Below are 20,007 nucleotides of genomic sequence, written 5' to 3' on the forward strand. Positions count from 1 at the left end.
GGGTCTCGGTGACCGTGCCGGTATGACCTCTACGCAATTCGCCGCTCTGAAAGACGTCGTCGACGCTCAGTTCGGCCTCATCACCCATACCCAACTCCGTGCCCTCGGGTTTCCCCACAGCAGGGTCCGGCACCGTGTCGAATCCGGACTGTGGCAAGCGGTGCTGCACGGGGTGTACGCGGTGAGCAGCGGACCGATCAGTCGTGAAATGGCGCTGGAAGCCGCACTTCTGTTCGGAGGCGGAGCGGCCGTCCTCAGCCACCACACCGCTGCCGAGGAATGGGGCATGATTCGTGCCGAACCGGCACGCCCCGTGCACATCACCGTTCCCTACGGAAGATCGGCTGTCACGCAGCCGCCGACCGTCGGTGTGGGTCTCGCGTCGACCAGCCTGTGCCACCGGGAAGGTACGGTTTTGCATCCCGGTGTCGTCGTGCACCGGTCGAGGGCGCACGAATACATTGCCGTCGACACGGACCAGCCTCGGACGTCGAGGGCGGACACCGCGTTGGATGTGGCGATCGCCGAACCGACGGCGCGGGACGCGTTCACCCGCCTCATCGCCCTCGTGACCAATGCCCGGATCCCTCTGCGGGACATTCGACGACGCATGGAGGAGCGGCGTCCGCGCCGATATCGCAAGTCGCTCCTGGACGCGGTACGACTACTCGCAGACGGAGTGCAGTCGGTGCTCGAATACCGCTACGCCACCGACGTCGAGGACGCGCACGGGCTTCCGCGGGCGCGAAGGCAGTCACCCGTGGTGGTGGACGGGCGCACCCTCTTCGAGGACTGCGACTACTCCGATCACGGTGTGCCGCTCATCGTGCGACTTGACGGTCGCCGCGCACACGCCATGGCGGAGGTGGCGTTCCGGGACCGCCGACGCGACAACGCGGCGGAACTGCAGGGGCGGCCGCGACTCGTCTACGGGTTCGACGAGGTGACGAAGAATCCGTGCGTCGTGGCCCAGGAGGTGGAGACCGTGCTGGTGCGGGAGGGGTGGAGCAGGCCCGGCGAAATCCCCTGCCGGGCCTGTGAGTGGTCAAGGAGTGCGCAGACTCCTTAACCACTCACGGGCGGCGGAGCCGCCTACTTCCACCACGGCCGGAGCGGGACGTGCGCCTCGCCCTTCGGCCCGAGCTTGACGGCGAGGACCTGATGCAGCTGAACGACGTTGCGTTCGAAGCCGAGTCGCGACCCGGCCATGTAGAGGCCCCACACGCGGGCGGTGCCTTCCCCGACCTCTGCGACGCAGGCGTCCCAGTTGTCGACCAGGTTCTGGCACCATCCGGCGAGGGTGAGTGCGTAGTGCTCGCGCAGATTCTCCTCGTGCCGCACCTCGAGTCCGACGTTCTGGATCTCGGAGATGATGCGTCCGGAGCCGGTGAGTTCGCCGTCGGGGAACACGTACCGGTCGATGAACCCGCCTGCGCGGGCCTGACTCTGGTTGTCGGGCCGGGTGATGCAGTGGTTCAGCAGCCGGCCGCCTTCGCGGAGCTTGCTCTGCAGCAGTCCGAAGTACGACGGGTAGTTGCCGACGCCGATGTGCTCGGTCAGTCCGATGGAGGAGATGGCGTCGAATCCGGTCTCAGGCACGTCGCGGTAGTCGGAGAACCGGACCTCGGCGAGGTCGGACAGCCCCTCTTCGGCGATGGCCTTCTGCGCCCATTCGGCCTGTTCGCGGGACAGGGTGACGCCGATGACCTTGACGCCGCGGCGTGCGGCGAACCGGACCATCGAGCCCCAGCCGCAACCGATGTCGAGCAGGCGGTCTCCGGGCTGGAGGCCGAGCTTCTCGAAGACGAGGCGGTACTTGTTTTCCTGTGCCTCTTCGAGGGTTTGCTCGGCGTTCTCGTAACACGCGCACGTGTACGTCATGGACGGCCCGAGGACGTACTCGTAGAAGGTATTCGAGACGTCGTAGTGGTGGTGGATGACCTCGGCGTCGCGGGACTTGGAGTGCCGCAAGCCTTCCGCGACCCGGCGCCACCGCGGGAGGTGTTCCTGCGGGGGAGGGGCGATGGGGCGCAGCAGATCCCAGCCGAGCGAGCGGGTGATGGCGGCGAGTGTGAGCGCGGACGGACGGCGGAAGTGCAGTTCGTCGCCCATGACGCGGAGGATCTCGTACGGGTCGCCGGGGTGGACGCCGCGGGCCTCGAGGTCGCCGGACACGTAGGCCCGGGCCATGCCGAGGTCGCCGGGGGCGGTCGCGAGGTAGGTGGTGCCCCTCGTCGTCTTGAGGTGGAGCCCGTACGGGGCGTCCTCGGGGCCTGCGGCGCTGCCGTCGTAGGCGGAGAACCGCAGGGGGAGCATGCCGTCGGACAGAGTTTCGAGAATCTCTGCGATGGTCAGCTTGTGGTCTTGCGAGCGTGAAGCTTTCAGGGTTGTCATCGACGTTGCACCGCCTTGGAGAAAAGGTCCAGTAATCGTGTTTTGGGGTCGTAGCGTTTTTTCAGTTCCGTGTATCGATCGCCGCCGTAGTAGAGGCGTTCGAAGTCTTCTCGTGAATAGTACGAATCCGAGTAGAGGGACTTGTGTCCGTCGAAGTCGCTGACCTTGTCTTCGATCAGTCGATTCGCCGCCCCCTCGGGCCTGCCCGGAACGATGGGTACCGAGGACCAGAAGCCGATGTTCACGTACGTGCGTTTCGGTTCGAGGGGGTACAGGGGCCAGGGGCGTTGCGAGGACGCTCCTGCGGGGGCGGGTTCCCGCAACCGCAACGGGCACAGCCACAGCGGCTCGATGGGGATCTCGTCGAGGAACCAGCGGACGAAGTCCGCGGTGCGGTCGATGGGCACTTCGACGTCCTGCACGACGCGTTCCCGCGGCGGGTTGCCCTTGCGCTTCTCGAGTCGGTCGCCGATGTCGTACTTGTGGTCGAGGGCGATGAGCTTCCAGTAGAAGCTGCTGCGGAGGAGCCGCTTCGGCCACAGCCTGCGGACGGTGGGGTTCTGGGCGCCGAACGCGCGCGAGCACCAGAACCAGTCGGTGTCCCAGCGCCACAGATAGTCTCGGATGGTGAGTTTGTCCGTTTTGGGATGGTTCACCGAACTGTGCTGGATGGACCGGTAGAAGATGTTCTGCCCGGTGTAGTCGCTGACGGGTCCGCCCTCGTCCGTCTGGTGGCCCAGCGTCAGGTAACTTTCGGACTCGGTGAAGACGACGCCGTCCAGGTAGTCGACGGGGATGCCGTCGTGGACGCGGTCGGTGACGATGCGATCCATCGCCGACTGCAACTCGTCCAGCGAGTCGAAACGCAGATGGCGCAGTGCCACATACCGTTTGACGGGCTCGAGCTGGATGCGCAGACGCGTCGAGTAGCCGAGTGTTCCGTAGGAGTTGGGGAACCCCCAGAACAGGTCGGAGTTCTCGCCTTCCGGTGTCGCGGTGACGATGTCGCCGCTGCCGGTCAGGACGTCGATCTCGAGGACCGATTCGTGGGGGAGCCCGCTGCGGAACGACGTCGACTCGATGCCGAGGCCGGTGACCGCGCCGCCGAGCGTGATGGTCTTGAGCTGCGGAACCACCAGCGGCGCCAGCCCATACGGCAGGGTGGCGTCCACCAGGTCCTCGTAGGTGCACATTCCGGCGACATCTGCGGTCCGGGCCTGCGGGTCGACGGAGATGACTCCGCCGAGGCCGGAGACGTCGAGGCCGGGTGCGCTGGTCTGCGCCCGGGCCCGGAACAGGTTGGACGTCTTCTTCGCGAGCCGCACGGTGGCGTCCGTGGGAATCGCACGGTAGGACGCGAGGAGTCGTCGGACGCCGGCGCGGTGAGCGTCGATCCCCGTGACGGGCAGAGTGCGATGCGCACGGAAGGGGCGTCCACCCTCCCGCATGCTTTTCAGTAGTTCAACCGAAGAGGCAGCCACACCTTGACGCTATCCCTCTCCGAGGGTTCAAGCCACGCATATCGGCGCGCGCGACCGAAGATTCACACAAATGTCTCATCAATGTGCGGGTCGCGACCATGCCGAAGTGAGCTACCTCACAATAGATTGCCACGTCATCGCCCGGACTCGCGGCCGGAAGGCAGGATGGGAGGAGGAAGCAGTTTCGTACAAATCGTACAAGAGGAGTCAGAACAGTGGGTCAGGTCAGCGCGAGCAGTTCGATCACCGTCGCAGCCACACCGGAGAAGGCGCTCGCGGCTTTGACGGACTACGAGACGGTGCGTCCGCGCATCCTCTCGGAGCAGTACCTGGACTACCGCGTCCTCGAGGGCGGGCAGGGCGGCGGCACCGTCGCGCAGTGGACGCTGAAGGCCACCGAGAAGCGGTCCCGCGACATCAAGGCGACGGTCACGGTGGCGGGCAACACGATCACCGAGACGGACGCGAACTCGTCGCTCGTCACCACCTGGGTCGTCGCGCCGAGCGGCAGCGGGTCGACGGTCACCACGACCACCGAGTGGAAGGGTGCGGGCGGCATCGGCGGCTTCTTCGAGAAGACGTTCGCCCCGCTGGGTCTGAAGAAGATCCAGGGGCAGGTGCTGGCGAACCTCGAGCGCGAACTCGGCTGACCCGGTCCTGTTCGCTCCGGCGTCGTCGACGGGATTCCCGCGACGGCGTCGGCGGCGGACCGCGCTGACGGTCACGGTCTACGCTGGCAGGGGAAACAGCAGAAAGGACCACGTCAGTGCAACCAGGTGGACAACCCGACATGTCGCAGCTCCTCGCGCAGGCGCAGCAGATGCAGCAGCAGCTGATGGCCGCGCAGCAGGAGATGGCCGAGGCCGAGGTCACCGGGCAGGCCGGTGACGGACTCGTGACCGCGACGGTCAAGGGGACAGGTGAAGTGGTCGGTCTGAAGATCGATCCGAAGGTCGTCGATCCCGACGACGTGGAAACTCTGCAGGACCTCGTGATCGGTGCGATCGAGGACGCGTCGAGCAAGGCGCAGGAGATCGCGGCGCAGAAGCTCGGTCCGCTCGCGGGTGGATTCGGTGGGGGAGGCCTGCCAGGCCTCCCCGGTTTCTAGAGGCGCGGCGTGTACGAAGGTCCGGTTCAGGATCTGATCGACGAGCTGGGCAAGCTGCCCGGCGTCGGGCCGAAGAGCGCGCAGCGCATCGCGTTCCACCTGCTCAGTGTCGAGCCGCCGGAGATCGACCGGCTCAAGAACGCCCTGCAGCGGGTGCGTGACGGCGTCCAGTTCTGCGTGGTGTGCGGCACGGTGTCCGACAAGGAGCACTGCCGCATCTGCGCCGATCCGCGCCGCGACCGCACGGTGATCTGTGTGGTCGAGGAGCCGAAGGACGTCCAGGCCGTGGAGCGCACCCGCGAGTTCAAGGGCCGCTATCACGTTCTGGGCGGCGCGCTGGATCCGCTGTCCGGGGTGGGCCCCGACCAGCTGCGGATCCGGGAGTTGCTCGCGCGCATCGGCAATCAGGAGGACGGCGTCGACGTCTCCGAGGTGATCATCGCGACCGACCCCAACACCGAGGGGGAGGCCACCGCGACGTATCTGGTGCGGATGCTGCGGGACTTCCCGGGGCTGACGGTCAGCCGGCTTGCGTCGGGTCTGCCGATGGGCGGCGACCTCGAGTTCGCCGACGAGCTCACCCTGGGCCGGGCGTTGTCGGGGAGACGCACGCTGTGACGTCGGATCCGGGCACGGCGGCGCCCGTGAAGCGGACGGCCGAGCAGTCGCGGTCGCTGATCGTCGACGCTGCGGGGCGGGCGTTCGCGACGCGTCCGTACCGGGAGATCACGCTCAAGGACATCGCCGAGGACGCGGGGGTCAGCGCACCGCTGATCATCAAGTACTTCGGGTCGAAGGAGCAGCTGTTCGACGCGCTCGTCGATTTCCGTGCCGCCGCGGAGCTGCTGTTCAGCGGTCCGCTGGACGGTCTCGGTGAGCGGATGGTGTCGATGTTCGCGCGGCCGCTCGAACCGTACAAGCCGTTGTCGCTGAGCATCCTGTTCATGAGCGGGCCGAGTGAGGAGGCCAGCCGGAAGCTGCGGGCCAACTACTCGACGCAGATGATCGACACGCTGGCCGAACGACTGCCCGGGCCCGGCGGCCGGCTGCGTGCGGAACTGGTGATGTCGATGCTGACGGGTCTCGCTGTCATGCGCCGCAAGATGATGCAGGAGCATGCGACGGGCACCCCGGACGAGGTCGTGGCGCAGTACGCCCCGCTGGTGCAGGAGTTGCTCGACGGCTGAGGGCGGATTGTCCGGCTTGCGGGGTAAATGGTTGTTCACCTAATGTGGTGAACAACCATTTACCAGCGGCGCGAGGGGTGACATTTGACGATCTCGTTGCCGCGCCCGCTCTCGGCGCCCGCGGATCACCCGGGCGCGCAACCCGCGTCGGCCAACGGATCGCGTTACCTCTTTCCGATTCTCGCGTTCGCGGGGGTGTTCCAGGCCGTCCTGCAGACGGTCATGGTGCCCCTCCTGCCCAGCATGCCGACGTTCACCGGCGCGAGTCAGACGTCGGTGTCCTGGCTGATCACCACCACCTTGCTTGTCGGCGCGGTCGTCACCCCGATCTTCGGCAGGCTCGCCGACATGTTCGGCAAGAAGCGCATGCTCCTCGTCGCGTTCGTCTTCATGACGATCGGCGCGTTGATCTGCGCCGTGACGTCCGACATCGCGTTCCTCATCTTCGCGCGGGGACTGCAGGGGGCAGGCGCCGCCGTCATCCCGGTCGGAATCTCGATACTCCGCGACGAACTGCCGCGCGAGAAGGTCCACGGCGCCATCGCCATGATGAGTTCGACCCTCGGCATCGGCACCGCGCTCGGACTGCCGTTCGCAGCATCCGTTGCCGAGTACTCCAACTGGCACGTCCTCTTCTGGGTCATCGCCGGCATCGGGCTCGCGGTCACCCTGGCCGCGGCGCTGTTCATCCGCGAGTCGGAGGTGCGGTCGGGCGGGCGGTTCGACGGGACCGGTGCCGTCGGCCTGACCGCCGCGCTCGTCTGCCTGCTCGTCCCGATCACCCAGGGCAGCTCGTGGGGCTGGGGAAGTCCCGCGGTGCTCGGCATGTTCGGGTCGTCGGTGTTCCTGTTCGCGCTGTGGGGGTATCAGCAGCTACGGAACCGGAATCCGCTCGTGGACCTGCGGGTGTCGGCGCGACGGTCGGTGCTGCTGCCCCACGTCACGGCGCTGCTCGTCGGTTTCGCGTTCTACGGAAATGCCCTCATCACCACCCAGCTTCTTCAGGCGCCCCGCGGCGACGCCGGCTACGGCCTGACAATCCTGCAGGCCGCGGTGTGCCAGCTCCCGACGAGCCTGTCGATGATCGTGTTCGCGCAGGTCGGCGCCCGGGTGTCAGAGCGCTACGGGTCCAAGGTGACGATTTTGTCGGGCGCGATCTGCCTCGTCCTCGGCTACGCACTGCACACCGTGCCGAACAAGGAGCTGTGGCTGGTGATCGCGGCGCTCGGGGTCGCGGCCATCGGCACGGCGCTGGTGTACAGCACGCTGCCGATGCTGATCGTCCGGGCCGTGCCGTCCACGCAGATGGCCGCGGCCAACGGCGTCAACGTGTTGCTGCGGACGATGGGCACGACCATGTGCAGTGCGGTCGTCGCGACGGTCCTGGCGGCGAGCATGGTGGGCGGCGTCGCGTCGGCCGCGGGATTCTCGATCGCCTACGGGGTGTGCGCCGTGCTGGCGGTCCTGGTGTTCGCGGTGTCCCTCGCCCTGCCCGGGCACGATCGAGCGAAGAAAAGTCCAATGGAACCTCTTGTGACGTAGATCACTCGCGTGTATCGTCAGTGATGCGGATCGAGGAAATGTACCTGTGAGCAGAGAAAACTCGAGAAGCAGAGATCCGGCCGAGAATGCAGAAGCATTCCCGGCCGAACCCCTGTCTGGGGTCTTTACTCCTCCATCGATTCCGCGATCTCTTTGATGGCCGCCAAGCGGCGGTCCCACTCGGCCCCGATTCGCTCCAGCGTCCGCGCCGTCTTGTTCAGTTCGGCGCCCAGCGCCCGGTAGCGGATCTCGCGGCCCACTTTCACCGACTCCACCAGCCCGCAGGCCTGCAGCGCGGTCAGATGTTTCGCGATGGCCTGCCGTGACACCGGAAGTCGGGTGGCCAGCGACGACGCCGACTGGTCGGACCGCCCGAGTTCGGTCAGGATCTCCCAGCGAGTCTCGTCGGACAGCGCCGCGAACACCGAGGCCAGTTCGGCATACGTGCCCACTGTCATGCCTTCACGCCGTGCAGGTACGCGACCAGTTCGTCGAGTTCGGCGTGCCAGCCCTGGACGTTGGCCTCGCGGGCCTGCTTCTGGTCGGCAACGTCGCGGTCGAGGGTGTCGAATCCCGTCTCGACGACGGTCAGTTCGGTGCCGGCGGCGTGCTCGGACAGCGTGAACCGCACCAGGGTCGAGTTGCCGATCACCGGGTCAGCGTCGATGTCCGCGGCCCAGCGGAAGCCGAACGCGTTCGGTTCGTCGAGCTCCGTGACGACGGCGCGGGCCGTGCCGTGCTCGTCCCACGTGAAGGCGGCCTCGCCGCCGACGCTGAGGTCGAGCGACGTGCGCTGCCCGAACCACTGGCTGATCTTGTCGGGATCCGTGATCGCCGCCCATACCGCCGATCTCGGGGCGTTCACGACAACGGTCCGGGTGATGCTGCTCGATGCGTCCATGACGGTCACCTTCCTCGTGGGATGATCTGCAACTCCATGGTTGCACACGTCTGATGTTTTCTGCAACTTTCCGGTTGCATTGGCACGTGAGTGGCAAAGCGTCGCCGGGGACGCATTGCCACTCACCTAGGTTATGCACAGCCTGTGGATAACTGGTCCTGTGGGGCCGTTTCGTGTCGGGGCCGGCCGACACCGTTTCCGGCATGGAACACGACTTATGGCAAGCGCTTCTCGACGCCCAGGACGGCGTCGTCACCACGGCACAGCTACGGGCGCACGGCGTCAGTGCCACCGCACTCCGGCACCGGGTGGTCACCGGCCAATGGTTGAGGGTGCTTCCCCGGGTCATCGCGGTGACCAACGGCCCGCTCACGCGCCTGATGGCCCTCTCCGCCGCGCTTCTCTACGGCGGCGGTCGCGCGATCCTCAGCCACCGGACCGCGGCCGAGGAGTGGGGGATGATTCGCGTCGACGACCCGTCGGCTCCCGTCCACATCACCGTGCCCTACAAGTGCTCGGCGGTGAACCAGGGGCCGACGGTACGGACACCGGGCGGTCCACGCCCGACCTCCGCCGGCAACGCCCTCGTGCACGGCGGCGTCGTGGTCCATCGGTCCCGGGCATTCGGGCACATCGCCGTCCCGTTTCGCCAACCCCGAACATCGAAGGCCGACACTGTGTTCGACCTCGCGGTGTCCGAAGAAACCCCGAAGGAAGCGGCCGCGCGATTGATCGAAGCGGCCACCAACGGAAAGGTCCATGTCGACGCCCTCCGCCGGAAACTCGAGCTCCGGCGTCCGTACCGGCACGCGACGGACATCGCCGACGCCGTGACACTGCTCGGCGACGGCGTCCAATCCGTCCTCGAACACCGGTACGCGCTCGACGTCGAGAGGTCGCACGGACTGCCGGCCGGAAAGCGTCAGATGCCGCACGTCGTGGACGGCCGGATTCTGTACGAGGATGTCGACTACAGCCCGACGGGAGTCCCGCTGATCGTCCGGCTCGACGGGCAGCAGTACCACAGCGGGCAGCAGTCCCGCTTCCGCGACCGCCGGCGCGACAATGCCGCGGAACTCGCCGACCGTCCGCGGTTGGTCTACGGGTGGGACGAGACCACCAGCGACCCGTGCGGGGGGTTCGAAGAGGTGCGGCGGGTGCTGGTCCGCGAGGGCTGGACCGACACGACGCACCGCTGTCCCGCCTGCCCACGTGAGTGAAAAAACGTGTCCGGGGACTCTTTCCCACTCACCTGCCCAGGTGAGTGGGAAAGCGTGCGGGACCACACATTGCCACTCACGTGCCTAGACGCGCAGACGCTCCCGGCGCAGTTGCTCGACCTCGGGCAGGTCGAGGGGGGCGAGTTCGTCGACGCCCAGTGCCCGCTTCAGCAGCAGGTCGGCGAGTTCGGGGTTGCGGGCGAGCGCCGGTCCGTGCATGTACGTGCCGATCACGGAACCCTGCACGACGCCTTCGAGGCCGTCCCCGACGCCGTTGCCGACGCCGTGCGTGACCTTTGCCAGGCCGCGGGCTCCGGAGCCGAGTGTGGTTCCGCCGCGGTGGTTTTCGAACCCCGTCAGCGGCTGCGTCAATCCGTCGATCTGCGGGGTCGTGATCACCTCGCCGATGGACCGCGTCGCCTGCGGGGACGTGGTGACGTCGAGCATCGACACACCGTCGACGCGTTCGCCGCTCGACGTCTCGTACCAGTTGCCGAGCACCTGGATGGCGGCGCAGATCGCCAGGACGGGGGCGCCGCGTTCGGCGGCCTTCTGCAGTCCGGGGTATTTGGCGAGGTGCCGGGTGGCGAGGCGCTGCGCCGAGTCCTCGGCGCCGCCGAGCGTGTACACGTCGAGGGACTCCGGGACCGGGTCGTTCAGCGTGATTTCGACGATCTCCGCGTCGTAGCCGCGCATCCGCAGCCGTTGCCGGAGGATGAGGGCGTTGCCGCCGTCGCCGTAGGTGCCCATCACGTCGGGCAGCACCAGGCCGATGCGGACGGTCGAGTCAGGCATTGCGCGCCTCCTTCGCGATGGCGGTGTTGAGGTCGCGGAACGCGGTGTAATTGGCGAGCACCTCGACGCGTCCGGGCGGGCAGGACGCGATGGCCCGCAACGGGTTCGGGTCGAGGGTGTGCTCGACTCCGGCGTACGTGAGGCGGACGGCCAGGTCGGTGCCGCGTTCGCCGGCCGCCACCACCTTGACGCCCTCGAAGTGCTCGAACCGCACATCCCACAGCCAGGACAGGTCCTCGCCGTCGGGGACCTGTCCGTTGACGGCGATCACGAGTCCGTCGACGGTGGGGTCGATCATCGACAGCGCTTCCTGCCAGCCGGCGGGGTTCTTGGCGAGCAGCATGTGCACGGAGTGCGATCCGACCTCGACGGTGCTGTAGCGGCCCGCGACCTCCTGCACGGTGGCCGCGGCGGCGACCGCGTCCTCCGCCTTCGCGCCCATCGCGACGGCCGCCGCGACGGCCTGCGCGGCGTTGCCGCGGTTGGCGCGCCCGGGCAGGGCGAGGGTCATCGGGATCTTCAGACCGTCGGGCCCGTACAGGTTTTCGTCGTCCAGCCACCAGTCGGGGGTCGGGCGCGCGAAGTCGGAGCCGGTGCTGCGCCAGTGCGAGCCCTCCCAGACGATGGGTTCGCCGGTGCGTGGACAGCTGGCGGCGTCGCTGGCCCAGCCGCCGCCCGCGGCGACCCAGATGACGTTCTTCGCGTCGTAGGCGACGGAGGTGACGAGGACGTCGTCGCAGTTGGCGATGACGACGGATTCCGGGTGCGCGGCGACGCAGGCGCGGAGTTTGCGTTCGATCATGTTGATCTCGCCGACGCGGTCGAGTTGGTCGCGGCTGAGGTTGAGCAGAACGAGGGCTTCGGGGTTGACGGCGTCGCTGACGTGCGGGACGTGTAGTTCGTCGACCTCGAGGGCGGCGAGGGGCGCGTGGACGCGGGTGCTGAGCGCGGCGACGATGCCGGCGTCCATGTTGGCGCCGTCCGCCTGCGTCGCGACCTCACCGAGCGTGGAGAGCGCCGCCGCGGTCATCCGGGTGGTGGTGGACTTGCCGTTGGTGCCGGTGATCACCGCGGTGCGCCGGTGGGCGCCGAGCTGTTCCATCAGGGTCGGGTCGATCTTGAGGGCGATCAGGCCGCCGATCATCGAGCCCTTGCCGCGCCCGGCCTTCTGCGACGCCCAGGAGGCCGCGGCCGCTGCGCGCAGGGCGACCTTGCCGCGCGTGGTGATCCCAGTTCCAGTACTCACTCCGCGAGTTTTGCACAGGGTCCGGTCAGACGCCGACTCGCGCGGGGGCAGGTGAGTGCGAAAGTGTGCCCGGACGCACTTTGGCGCTCACCTGGGTGGCGGCGGCACCGGCGATGACGACCGCCCCGCCGACCAGCGACAGGACGCTCGGCTCCTCGTGCAGCACCAGCCAGGACGCCCCGATCCCGACGATCGGGACCAGGAGCGAGAACGGCGCGACCATCCCGGCGGGGTAGCGGCTGAGCAGCGCCGTCCACAGACCGGAGCCCGCGACCGTGCCGAGGATCACGATGTAGGCGAGGCCCGCGAGCGCCAGCGGGCCGGTGCCGTGCAGCGAGGACGTCAGGGAGTCCCAGCCGGCCGACGGGCCCTCCACCCCGAGCGACAGCGCCAGCATCGGCAGCGGCGGAATGACGCACATCCACAGCATCAGTCGCATCGGCTGGTCGGACGCGGCCTTGCGGTTGCCGATGTTGCCCAGCGCCCACGACAGTCCCGCGAGCAGGGTCAGGGCCACCGGCAGCAGCGCGGCGTGCTGGGCGCGGTCCCAGCCGATGACGGTCATCCCGGCCATCGCGACGAGCAGTCCGCCCACCTGCGCCGGCCGCAGCCGCTCCCGCAGCGCGGCCGCGCCGAGGACCACCGTGAACGGCGCCGACGACTGCAGCACCAGCGACGCGAGCCCGGTCGGCATCCCGACGTGCATAGCCCAGAACAGGAACGCGAACTGGCCGACGCCGAACCCGAGGCCGTACACGAGCAGCCATTTCAGCGGGACCTGCGGACGGGGAACGAACAGGACCACTGGGATCGCGATGACGAAGAAGCGCAGCGCCGCGAAGAAGAACGGCGGGAAGTGGTCGAGGCCGGCGCGGATGGCGAGGAAGTTGAGCCCCCAGAGGACGACGACGGTGAGTCCGAGCAGCCGGTCGCGGGAGGTCATGCATTCCATCGTGAGGGCCGGAAATAATCAGGACAAGCGCATTAAAGTGCACCATCGATGTAGTTTTGCTACATGGATGCGACCCGGTTGCGTGTGCTCCGCGAGCTCGCGGACCGCGGGACGGTGGCGGCGACCGCACAGGCGTTGTCGATGACGCCGTCGGCGGTGTCGCAGCAGCTCAAGATCCTCGCGCGGGAGGCGGGGGTGACGCTGCTCGAACCAGCAGGCCGCCGGTTGCGGCTCACCGATGCCGGTCAGGCCCTCGTCGTCCGCGCCGACGACGTCGTGGCCGCCTTGGACCGCGCGGCGGCGGAGATGAGCGCCTACCGCGGTTCGCCGCGCGGCCGGGTGCGGGTGGCGCTGTTTCCGTCCGGTGCCGCGCTGCTGCTGCCCGGACTGCTGGACGCGCTCGCGGGCAGCGGGGTGGACCTGCGGGCGCGTGACGAGGACCTGCCGGCGGCCGCGGTGCCCGCCCTGCTCGCCGATTACGACGTGGTGCTGACCCATCGCGACGAGCGGGCCCCGGACACGTCTTCGCCGCGGGTGACGGCCGAGCCGTTGATGCGCGAGCCCATCGACCTCATCCTGCCGCCCGGCCATCCGCTCGCCGGACAGGACGCGGTCCGGCCGGACCAGCTGGCGGACGAGCGGTGGATCAGTGTGCGCGGCGGCTTTCCTGTCGACGACGTGCTGATGTCGGTGGCCGCCGCGACCGGTGTGCAGCCGCACGTGGCGATGCGCATCAACGACTTCCGGGTCATCGAGGAACTCGTCGCAGGCGGTCACGGCGTGGCCCTGCTGGCTCGGCACGCGGTGACCAGCCGCTCGGTGGTCCAGCTTCCCCTCGCGGGGGTCCGTGCGGCCCGCATCTACGAACTGGCGCGCAGACCCGCCGCCGACGACGTTCCCGCCGTCGCCACCGTGCTGCAGGCGTTCCGGGACGTCGCGGCCCGGATCGGGGAGTGAAGGAGCGGATTGCGGTGTGAAGGGGCCGGACACGGAAGAAGGCCCGCCGGGCAGGCGGGCCTTCGTCGCGGCGGGCGCTCAGCTGCTCAGTGCTCAGCTGCTCAGCGCCTTGGCCTTCAGCGTGTCGTATTCCGCCTGCGTGATGGTGCCGGCGTCGAGGAGGGCCTTCGCGTCCGCGATCTGCTCGGCCGAGGACTTGCCCGCGACGGAACGGATGTAGCTGTCCTGCGCCTGCTTCGCCTCCTGCGCGGCCGCCATCGACCGTTCGGCCATGCTCTTGCTGCGGGTGATGAGGTACACGAGCGCGGTCAGCAGCGGGACGAAGAACAAGAAGACGATCCAGATCGCCTTCACCCAGCCCGACGTCTTATGGTCGCGGAACAGGTCGGTGATGATGGAGAACAACAGGATCAGGTAGGCCACGAAGCCGAAGGTGACGATGATCACCCAGAGAAAGTCCCAGAAAGAGTCCATAGCAGCGCTCCATTCACAGTCGAATTCACTCTGCGCTGACTATCGCACCGGGTCGGGGCGCCCGCGTCATCCGAAACAGGTGAAATGCGGCGTGCAGAGCCCAGGCCCCGTGAAACGCCGAACGGCCACGACACCAGGTAGGTGCCGCGGCCGTTCGGGTGGGGACTACTTGCCTGCTTCGACCGCCCGGCGCATGCCGCGCTCGACCGCACCGATGATGTACGGACGCAGCTCCACGGCGGGGATGACGGCGTCGACGGAGCCGACCCGCTGTGCCCGCTGGATGTTGTGCACGGCCTCGAACTCGGCCGCGACCTCACCGAGCTTCTCGTTGCGCACCGCAGCCTGCTGGGCCGCCAGTTCCACCCGCAGGTGAGCCTGCTGGGCGTCGTTCTGGGCGCCCGCCAGGTTGGCCTCGAGCTCCCGGATCGACGGGTCCGCCGCCACCCGCGAGTTGACCTCACGGGTGAACACGACGGCCGCGGCAGGGGCGCCACCGAGGACCGAGGCGAACGAGCCTTCGACCGCCAGCACCTCCATGTTGTCGTTCAGTGCTCCGGAGAACACCACGAACGCGCCACCGTGGTAGCGGGAGACGACGCAGAACACGATCGGGCCGTCGAAATTGACGATGGCGCGGCCGATCTCGGCGCCGTACTCGAGCTGGATGTGCCGCAGCGAGTCCGGGGAACCGTCGAATCCGGACAGGTTGGCCAGCACCACGAGCGGCCGGCTGCCGCTGGCGGCGTTGATCGCGCGGGCTGTCTTCTTCGACGACTGCGGGAACAGCGTGCCCGCGGTCCACTGGTCGGGACCGTTGGCCGGGGACCATCCCTTACGGGCGATGGCCCGCGACTCGATGCCGATGACGCTCACCGGGTAACCGCCGAGGTGCGCGTCGAACACGACGGACGTGTCGGCGTCGGCCATGTCGGCCCACCGCTCCAGCACCGTGTGGTCCTGGTCGACGAGTGAACGCATCACCGTGCGAATGTCGAACGGCTTCTTGCGTTCCGGGTTCGTCTCCGCGGAGAAGATGTCGCCGACCGTGGTGAAGTCGCTGGACGGGTGGATGTGCGGGAAGGACCGCACGTCGCGCCCGATCGGGTCGCTGGTCTGCGCCCGGCGCGGGAAGCGTTCTCCGGCAACGACGTACGCGTGGTCGTAGTGCGCGAACAGGATCTCGCACGCGGCGGGCAGGTTCGGCGCCCAGTACTGCGCCTCACCGTTGGGGCCCATCACGCGGTCGTAACCACCGATGCCGAAGTTGTCCTCGGCCGAGACGCCACCCGAGTAGTCGAGCGAGTTCTTGCCGGTGAGCACCATCGCGCTGTCGGGCGTCATGACGAGGATGCCCTTGGTGTGCATCAGCATCGTGGCTTCGGCGTTCCAGTACGGCTGCGCACCGACGTTGATGCCGGCCACGATCACGTTGACCTCGCCACCGTCCTGCGTGAACGTGATGAGGCGACGCAGACCGCGCGACACCCAGTCCATGTTCTCGGTACCGCTGTCCATGGAGATCGTCGCGCCGGACGACAGCGCGAACCACTCGACGGGAACACCCAGCTTCTCGGCCAGGTCGACACCGGCGACGAGGCGGGCGCACTCGGCTTCCGCGACCGTGCCCAGTGCCTTCGTCGGGTCACCGAACAGCGCGACGCGGGTCATGCCCTCGGGGTGCCGGTCGGTGCGGGCCGTGACCAGACCGACGACGAGGCCGGCCTTGTTCTGGCCGTACGGACGCTCGACGGGCACCAACTGGCCCGACTCGTCCAGGTCGTGCTCGACGAAGCTGCCGTCGCGGCCGGTGAGCAGCGGGATCAGCTCGTACGGGTAGACGGTGCCGCGGGCACGGGAGCTGCGGACCTTCTGCGTGTACGCGTCGAGCGGCTGCAGCGGCTCGGTCGGCGGTTCGGTGACCTTGACGACCACACCGGCGCCGGTGCGGTAGGAGAAGCGCAGAGCCTTCTCCCGCGACTCCGTGCCGGGCTCGCCCTGGAGACGGGCGATGACGGTGATCTCCTCGAGGCCGGCGCCCGCGGTGAGCGGTGCCGCGACCCGGGCGAACGCCTCGAGATCCTCGGCGGGGGCGTCGATCTTCGGCCACACGTACAGCACGACGCGGTTGGCGTCGAGCTTGCGTTTGCTGCCGCGCGTGGCCTGCGCCCGGCGGATGCCGTCGAGGCACGACTGCAGCACGCGTTCCGCGGCGGGAACACCGATGACCTGGCCGTCCTCGTTGCGGACCGGCGTGATGTCGCGGACCTCGGCGAGCGCGATGAGGCGTTCGTCGGTGGGGTTGTCGCGCGAGACCAGGTTGAACAGGAACGTCTCGGCGGCCGCGGGGAGGCGGGTGCCGTCGAAGTTCTTCAGGCGCCACAGGTCGAGTCGCTGACCGGTGAGCGGGTGCATGTCCCGGATCAGCTTCTCCTCCGCGAGGACGCCTGCGTCCGGGCGGTAGGTGAACTTGCGGACGTCGACGTCGGTTCCGCCGAAGACGGACACCGTGACGCGGCGGCAGGTCGCGGCCAGCGGCAGCGCCGTCAGTGCCTTCCGCAGGTCCTCGGACATCGTGTCCGGGTCGGCGGGCGGCGCGGTCCACGACAGGTAGAGGTCGAGGACGAGGTTCTCGGGGTTCTCCGAGGCGACGGCACCGATCTCGTCGAGCGCGCCGGGGAGTTCGGCGTACTCGGCGACGGCGGAGACCAGGTTCAGGCGCTCGCCGAGCAGGTCGAAGTTGCCGGTGACGAAACGGCGTCCGTTGCGTTCGAAGGCGGTGACGTCCTCGAGCGTGCGGATGTCGTAGTAGCGCCGGGTGACGACCTCGAGCAGCGGGCCGACGGTGGTGCTCTTGCGCGCGATCCGCTGTCCGAGGAGTTCGGTCAGCGACTGCGGGGTGGCGACCAGGGCCTCGAGGCGTTCCTGGTAGTCGCCGGCGCCGGGGTTCTCGGCGAGGTACTCGAGGCTGCCGCGGACACCGTCGTACACCTGCTCGCGGGCCTTGCGGATCTGCGGCTCGTCGAAGAAGCGGAACCGCACGTTGCGGGCGACGTTGCCGATGACAGGGTAACGGACCTGGGTGGCGGTGATGAGCCGGTCCAGGACCTCGCCGAGTCCGCTGGGTGCGCGGCCGGGAGCGTTGCCCTCGTTCAGCCACCGGTCGAGCAGGGCGGCGATGACGGGAACCTGGTTGTCCATGCGCTGCTGCGCGAGGAACAGGCGGTAGACCGCCTCCTCCAGCTCGCCGGTGCGCTCGAGGTCGGTGACGTCGTAGTGACGCAGCGCCCGCGACAGCCGGGTCGTGAACGACTCCGGCAGGCCTTCGAGTTCGACGTCGAGCGTGTGGAGGTAGGTGTGGAAGTGCTCGCGCGGGCTGTGGACCCGCTCGTCGGCGTCCTCCTCGGCTGCGGTGGGACGGTTACGCCCGATCTCGCAGATGTCCGCGAACGTGTTCAGCAGGGCGAGTTCCGCCTGCACCAGATCCGCGTCGCCGGCGATTTCGGAGCGCAGCTTCTCGTAGTCGGCGAGCAGGACGCCTGCCCGCTTCGCGCTGACGTCGTACCCGGTGAGCAGCGCGGCGAGCGCGTCGATCTGCTCGAGGGCGTCGGTGCGGACGTCGCCCTTCGAGGCGGGGACGGCGACCTCGAATTCGACGCGCGGCGACTTCGGGGCGGTGGACTCCTCCGCGGTCTCCTCGACGCGCAGCAGTGCGGTGCCGGCGTCGACCTGGGAGTTGACCATCGCGAGGACCTCGCGGACCCGGCCTGCGACGGGCGCACGGACGGCGGTCTCCATCTTCATGCTCTCGAGGACGACCAGCGTGTCGCCTACCTCGACCTCGTCGCCGACGGACACGGGCACCGCGACCACGACAGCGGGAGCGGGTGCGCGGACGACACCGGCCTCGTCCTGGCTGATCTGGTGGCTGATGCCGTCGACCTCGACGAGGTACTGGGCGCGGCCGGCGACCGAGACGACGTGGTGCCGGCGGGTGCCGACGACGAGGCGGCTCTCGAATTCGCTGAGCCGGTCGACCTCGACCTCGACGTCGGGGCTGTCGCCGTCGACGCGGTAGCTGTGGGCGCCGACCTGCGTGACGGTGAGGCCGTAGGCCTGACCCTGGTAGCTGAGCTCCACCTTGCGGCCGATGGCGTGACCGGCGCGGGGGCGTCCACCGCGAGCGGAGGACAGGAACGCCTCCCGCTCGAGCTTCTCCTCGGCGTCGTAGACGTCGATGGCGGCGGCGATCAGTGCGACATCGGCCACCTTGGTGGGCGTCGTGACGCTACCGACGCCGGTGCGGTCCAGCCAGCCGGTGTCCGCGGACGCGGAGATGACCTCTTCGCGGTCGAGCAGTTCGAGGAGGAACGACTTCGTGGTGGTGCCGCCCTGCAGGACGACGGTGGTCTCGCGCAGTGCGGTGCGCAGACGCGCGAGGGCCTCGGAGCGGTCGCGGCCCCAGGCGATGACCTTGGCGACCATCGAGTCGTAGTCGGGCGGGATGACGTCGCCCTGGGCGATGCCGGTGTCGACACGGAGACCGCTGCCGAGCGGGAACTTGAGCAGCTGCACGGCGCCGGGTGCGGGAGCGAAGCCGTTGGCGGCGTCCTCCGCGTTGAGGCGGGCCTCGACGGCGTGACCGAACTCGGGCGGGCAGTCGCCGACGAGCGGCTCGCCGCTGGCGACGAGGATCTGCAGCTTCACCAGGTCGATGCCCGTGGTGGCCTCGGTGATGGGGTGCTCCACCTGCAGGCGGGTGTTGACCTCGAGGAACGTGAACGTCTTCTGCTCGGGCTGGTACAGGTACTCGACCGTGCCGGCGCCGCGGTAGCCGGCGGCGCGCACGAGCTCGGCGGAGACGGTGCGCAGGTGGTTCGACTGCTCGTCGGTGAGGAGCGGGGAGCTGGACTCCTCGATGACCTTCTGGTTCTTGCGCTGGATGGAGCAGTCGCGCACACCGGGAGCCCAGACGTTGCCGAAGTTGTCGGCGATGACCTGTACCTCTACGTGGCGTGCGTCGGTGACCAGCCGTTCGATGAACACGACGGGGTCGCCGAAGGACCGCTGGGCCTCACCCTGGGTGCGTTCGAGCGCGAGTTCGAGCTCGTCTTCCGACCACACCTTGCGGATACCGCGGCCACCGCCACCGGAGCGGGCCTTGATGATGAGCGGGTAGCCGATGGCCTGGGCGTGACGGCGGGCGTCGGCGCGGGTGGCGACGGGGCCACCGCTCCACGGCGCGACCGGGACCTCTACCTTCTCGGCGAGGAGCTTGGCCTCGACCTTGTCGCCCAGCAGGCGCATCGCTTCGGCGGGCGGGCCGATGAACGTGATGCCGAGCTGCTCGCAGACCTCGACGAACGCGGGATCCTCGGCGACGAAGCCCCAGCCGACCCACACGGCGTCGGCCTTGCTCTCGCGCAGCGCGCGGGCCAGCTCGGCGTGATCGAGGTAGGCGGTGCCGGTCTTGACTGTGCGCAAGCACACACCTTCGTCGGCCTGCCGGACGAACATCGCGCGACGCTCAGCCTCGGTGTGCAGGGCGATCGTGCGGATGCCGTAGTTGTGCTCGGCGTTCAGTTCGCGCACCGCACGAATCAGGCGGACGGCCGCCTCGCCGCGGTTCACTATCGCTATTCGCTTGAACATCTGTTATCGCTCCGTTTCCGTAAAACTCATTGATCCGCAGAGTGTTTCGATGGCCAAGGCCATGTCCGCCGAGGACTGGGTGCCGCCTTCGCGGACAC

At 68.5% G+C, this 20,007-nt stretch carries 17 protein-coding genes; 8 read left to right on the top strand and 9 right to left on the bottom strand.

Going from position 1 to position 20,007, the window contains the following annotated elements; translation table 11 throughout:
* Positions 1-22 precede the first annotated feature (22 nt).
* The gene (locus I1A62_RS30405; RefSeq protein ID WP_219456020.1) at positions 23-1,069 is read left to right on the top strand and encodes a type IV toxin-antitoxin system AbiEi family antitoxin domain-containing protein; all 1,047 of its coding nucleotides are present in this window, start codon (positions 23-25) and stop codon (positions 1,067-1,069) included.
* Positions 1,070-1,092: 23 nt separating this feature from the next.
* On the opposite strand, the gene I1A62_RS30410 is transcribed toward I1A62_RS30405, so the two are convergent.
* Positions 1,093-2,394 carry a class I SAM-dependent methyltransferase gene (locus I1A62_RS30410; RefSeq protein ID WP_124390220.1) on the bottom strand — a complete coding sequence of 434 codons (1,302 nt, stop codon included), beginning with the start codon at positions 2,392-2,394 and terminating at the stop codon, positions 1,093-1,095.
* Positions 2,391-3,842: an FAD-binding oxidoreductase gene (locus I1A62_RS30415; RefSeq protein WP_124390293.1), complete on the bottom strand. Its 1,452-nt coding sequence runs from the start codon at positions 3,840-3,842 to the stop codon at positions 2,391-2,393. The genes I1A62_RS30410 and I1A62_RS30415 overlap by 4 nt, the downstream gene beginning before the upstream one ends.
* A gap of 248 nt (positions 3,843-4,090) precedes the next feature.
* On the opposite strand from I1A62_RS30415, the gene I1A62_RS30420 reads away from it, so the two are divergent.
* The 5 genes from I1A62_RS30420 (at position 4,091) to I1A62_RS30440 (ending at position 7,712) form a co-directional block, all read left to right on the top strand.
* On the top strand, positions 4,091-4,525 hold the full coding sequence (locus I1A62_RS30420) for an SRPBCC family protein (protein ID WP_087557182.1): 435 nt from the start codon (positions 4,091-4,093) through the stop codon (positions 4,523-4,525).
* A gap of 140 nt (positions 4,526-4,665) precedes the next feature.
* Entirely contained in the window at positions 4,666-4,983 is a 318-nt protein-coding gene (locus I1A62_RS30425; RefSeq protein ID WP_219456022.1) for a YbaB/EbfC family nucleoid-associated protein, read from the top strand.
* A 9-nt stretch (positions 4,984-4,992) separates the two neighbouring features.
* On the top strand, positions 4,993-5,601 hold the full coding sequence (gene recR, locus I1A62_RS30430; RefSeq protein ID WP_005248644.1) for a recombination mediator RecR: 609 nt from the start codon (positions 4,993-4,995) through the stop codon (positions 5,599-5,601).
* Positions 5,598-6,170 (top strand): TetR/AcrR family transcriptional regulator, encoded by a 573-nt coding sequence (locus I1A62_RS30435; RefSeq protein ID WP_124390222.1) that lies wholly within the window; start codon positions 5,598-5,600, stop codon positions 6,168-6,170. Before recR ends, I1A62_RS30435 begins: the two co-directional genes overlap by 4 nt.
* 84 nt (positions 6,171-6,254) lie before the next feature.
* On the top strand, positions 6,255-7,712 hold the full coding sequence (locus I1A62_RS30440; protein ID WP_219456024.1) for an MFS transporter: 1,458 nt from the start codon (positions 6,255-6,257) through the stop codon (positions 7,710-7,712).
* Between the two features lie 125 nt (positions 7,713-7,837).
* Here I1A62_RS30440 and I1A62_RS30445 read toward each other — a convergent pair whose 3' ends face one another.
* Together I1A62_RS30445 and I1A62_RS30450 are read right to left on the bottom strand one after the other, a co-directional pair.
* Entirely contained in the window at positions 7,838-8,170 is a 333-nt protein-coding gene (locus tag I1A62_RS30445; RefSeq protein ID WP_072938215.1) for a helix-turn-helix transcriptional regulator, read from the bottom strand.
* Positions 8,167-8,613: an SRPBCC family protein gene (locus I1A62_RS30450; protein WP_124390224.1), complete on the bottom strand. Its 447-nt coding sequence runs from the start codon at positions 8,611-8,613 to the stop codon at positions 8,167-8,169. The genes I1A62_RS30445 and I1A62_RS30450 overlap by 4 nt, the downstream gene beginning before the upstream one ends.
* Before the next feature lie 203 nt (positions 8,614-8,816).
* Here I1A62_RS30450 and I1A62_RS30455 point away from each other — a divergent pair, with 203 nt between their 5' ends.
* Entirely contained in the window at positions 8,817-9,833 is a 1,017-nt protein-coding gene (locus I1A62_RS30455) for a type IV toxin-antitoxin system AbiEi family antitoxin domain-containing protein (protein WP_219456026.1), read from the top strand.
* 84 nt (positions 9,834-9,917) lie between these two features.
* Here I1A62_RS30455 and I1A62_RS30460 read toward each other — a convergent pair whose 3' ends face one another.
* The 3 genes from I1A62_RS30460 to I1A62_RS30470 are packed head-to-tail and all read right to left on the bottom strand — an operon-like array spanning position 9,918 to position 12,817.
* A complete protein-coding gene (locus tag I1A62_RS30460; protein ID WP_219456027.1) occupies positions 9,918-10,628 on the bottom strand; it encodes a type 1 glutamine amidotransferase in 711 nt (236 codons plus the stop codon).
* The gene (locus tag I1A62_RS30465; RefSeq protein WP_124390227.1) at positions 10,621-11,874 is read right to left on the bottom strand and encodes a MurT ligase domain-containing protein; all 1,254 of its coding nucleotides are present in this window, start codon (positions 11,872-11,874) and stop codon (positions 10,621-10,623) included. The genes I1A62_RS30460 and I1A62_RS30465 overlap by 8 nt, the downstream gene beginning before the upstream one ends.
* Before the next feature lie 25 nt (positions 11,875-11,899).
* Positions 11,900-12,817 (bottom strand): EamA family transporter, encoded by a 918-nt coding sequence (locus tag I1A62_RS30470; protein ID WP_219456030.1) that lies wholly within the window; start codon positions 12,815-12,817, stop codon positions 11,900-11,902.
* A 72-nt stretch (positions 12,818-12,889) separates the two neighbouring features.
* On the opposite strand from I1A62_RS30470, the gene I1A62_RS30475 reads away from it, so the two are divergent.
* The gene (locus tag I1A62_RS30475; protein WP_124390229.1) at positions 12,890-13,783 is read left to right on the top strand and encodes a LysR family transcriptional regulator; all 894 of its coding nucleotides are present in this window, start codon (positions 12,890-12,892) and stop codon (positions 13,781-13,783) included.
* A gap of 93 nt (positions 13,784-13,876) precedes the next feature.
* On the opposite strand, the gene I1A62_RS30480 is transcribed toward I1A62_RS30475, so the two are convergent.
* Both I1A62_RS30480 and I1A62_RS30485 read right to left on the bottom strand, forming a co-directional pair.
* Positions 13,877-14,257, bottom strand: coding sequence for an SHOCT domain-containing protein (locus tag I1A62_RS30480; RefSeq protein WP_072938202.1), 381 nt, complete (start codon positions 14,255-14,257; stop codon positions 13,877-13,879).
* Positions 14,258-14,422: 165 nt separating this feature from the next.
* Entirely contained in the window at positions 14,423-19,909 is a 5,487-nt protein-coding gene (locus I1A62_RS30485) for a biotin carboxylase N-terminal domain-containing protein (protein WP_219456031.1), read from the bottom strand.
* Between the last annotated feature and the right edge of the window lie 98 nt (positions 19,910-20,007).

It is taken from the genome of Rhodococcus sp. USK10 (assembly GCF_019378875.1).
GTDB lineage: Bacteria > Actinomycetota > Actinomycetes > Mycobacteriales > Mycobacteriaceae > Rhodococcus_F > Rhodococcus_F pseudokoreensis.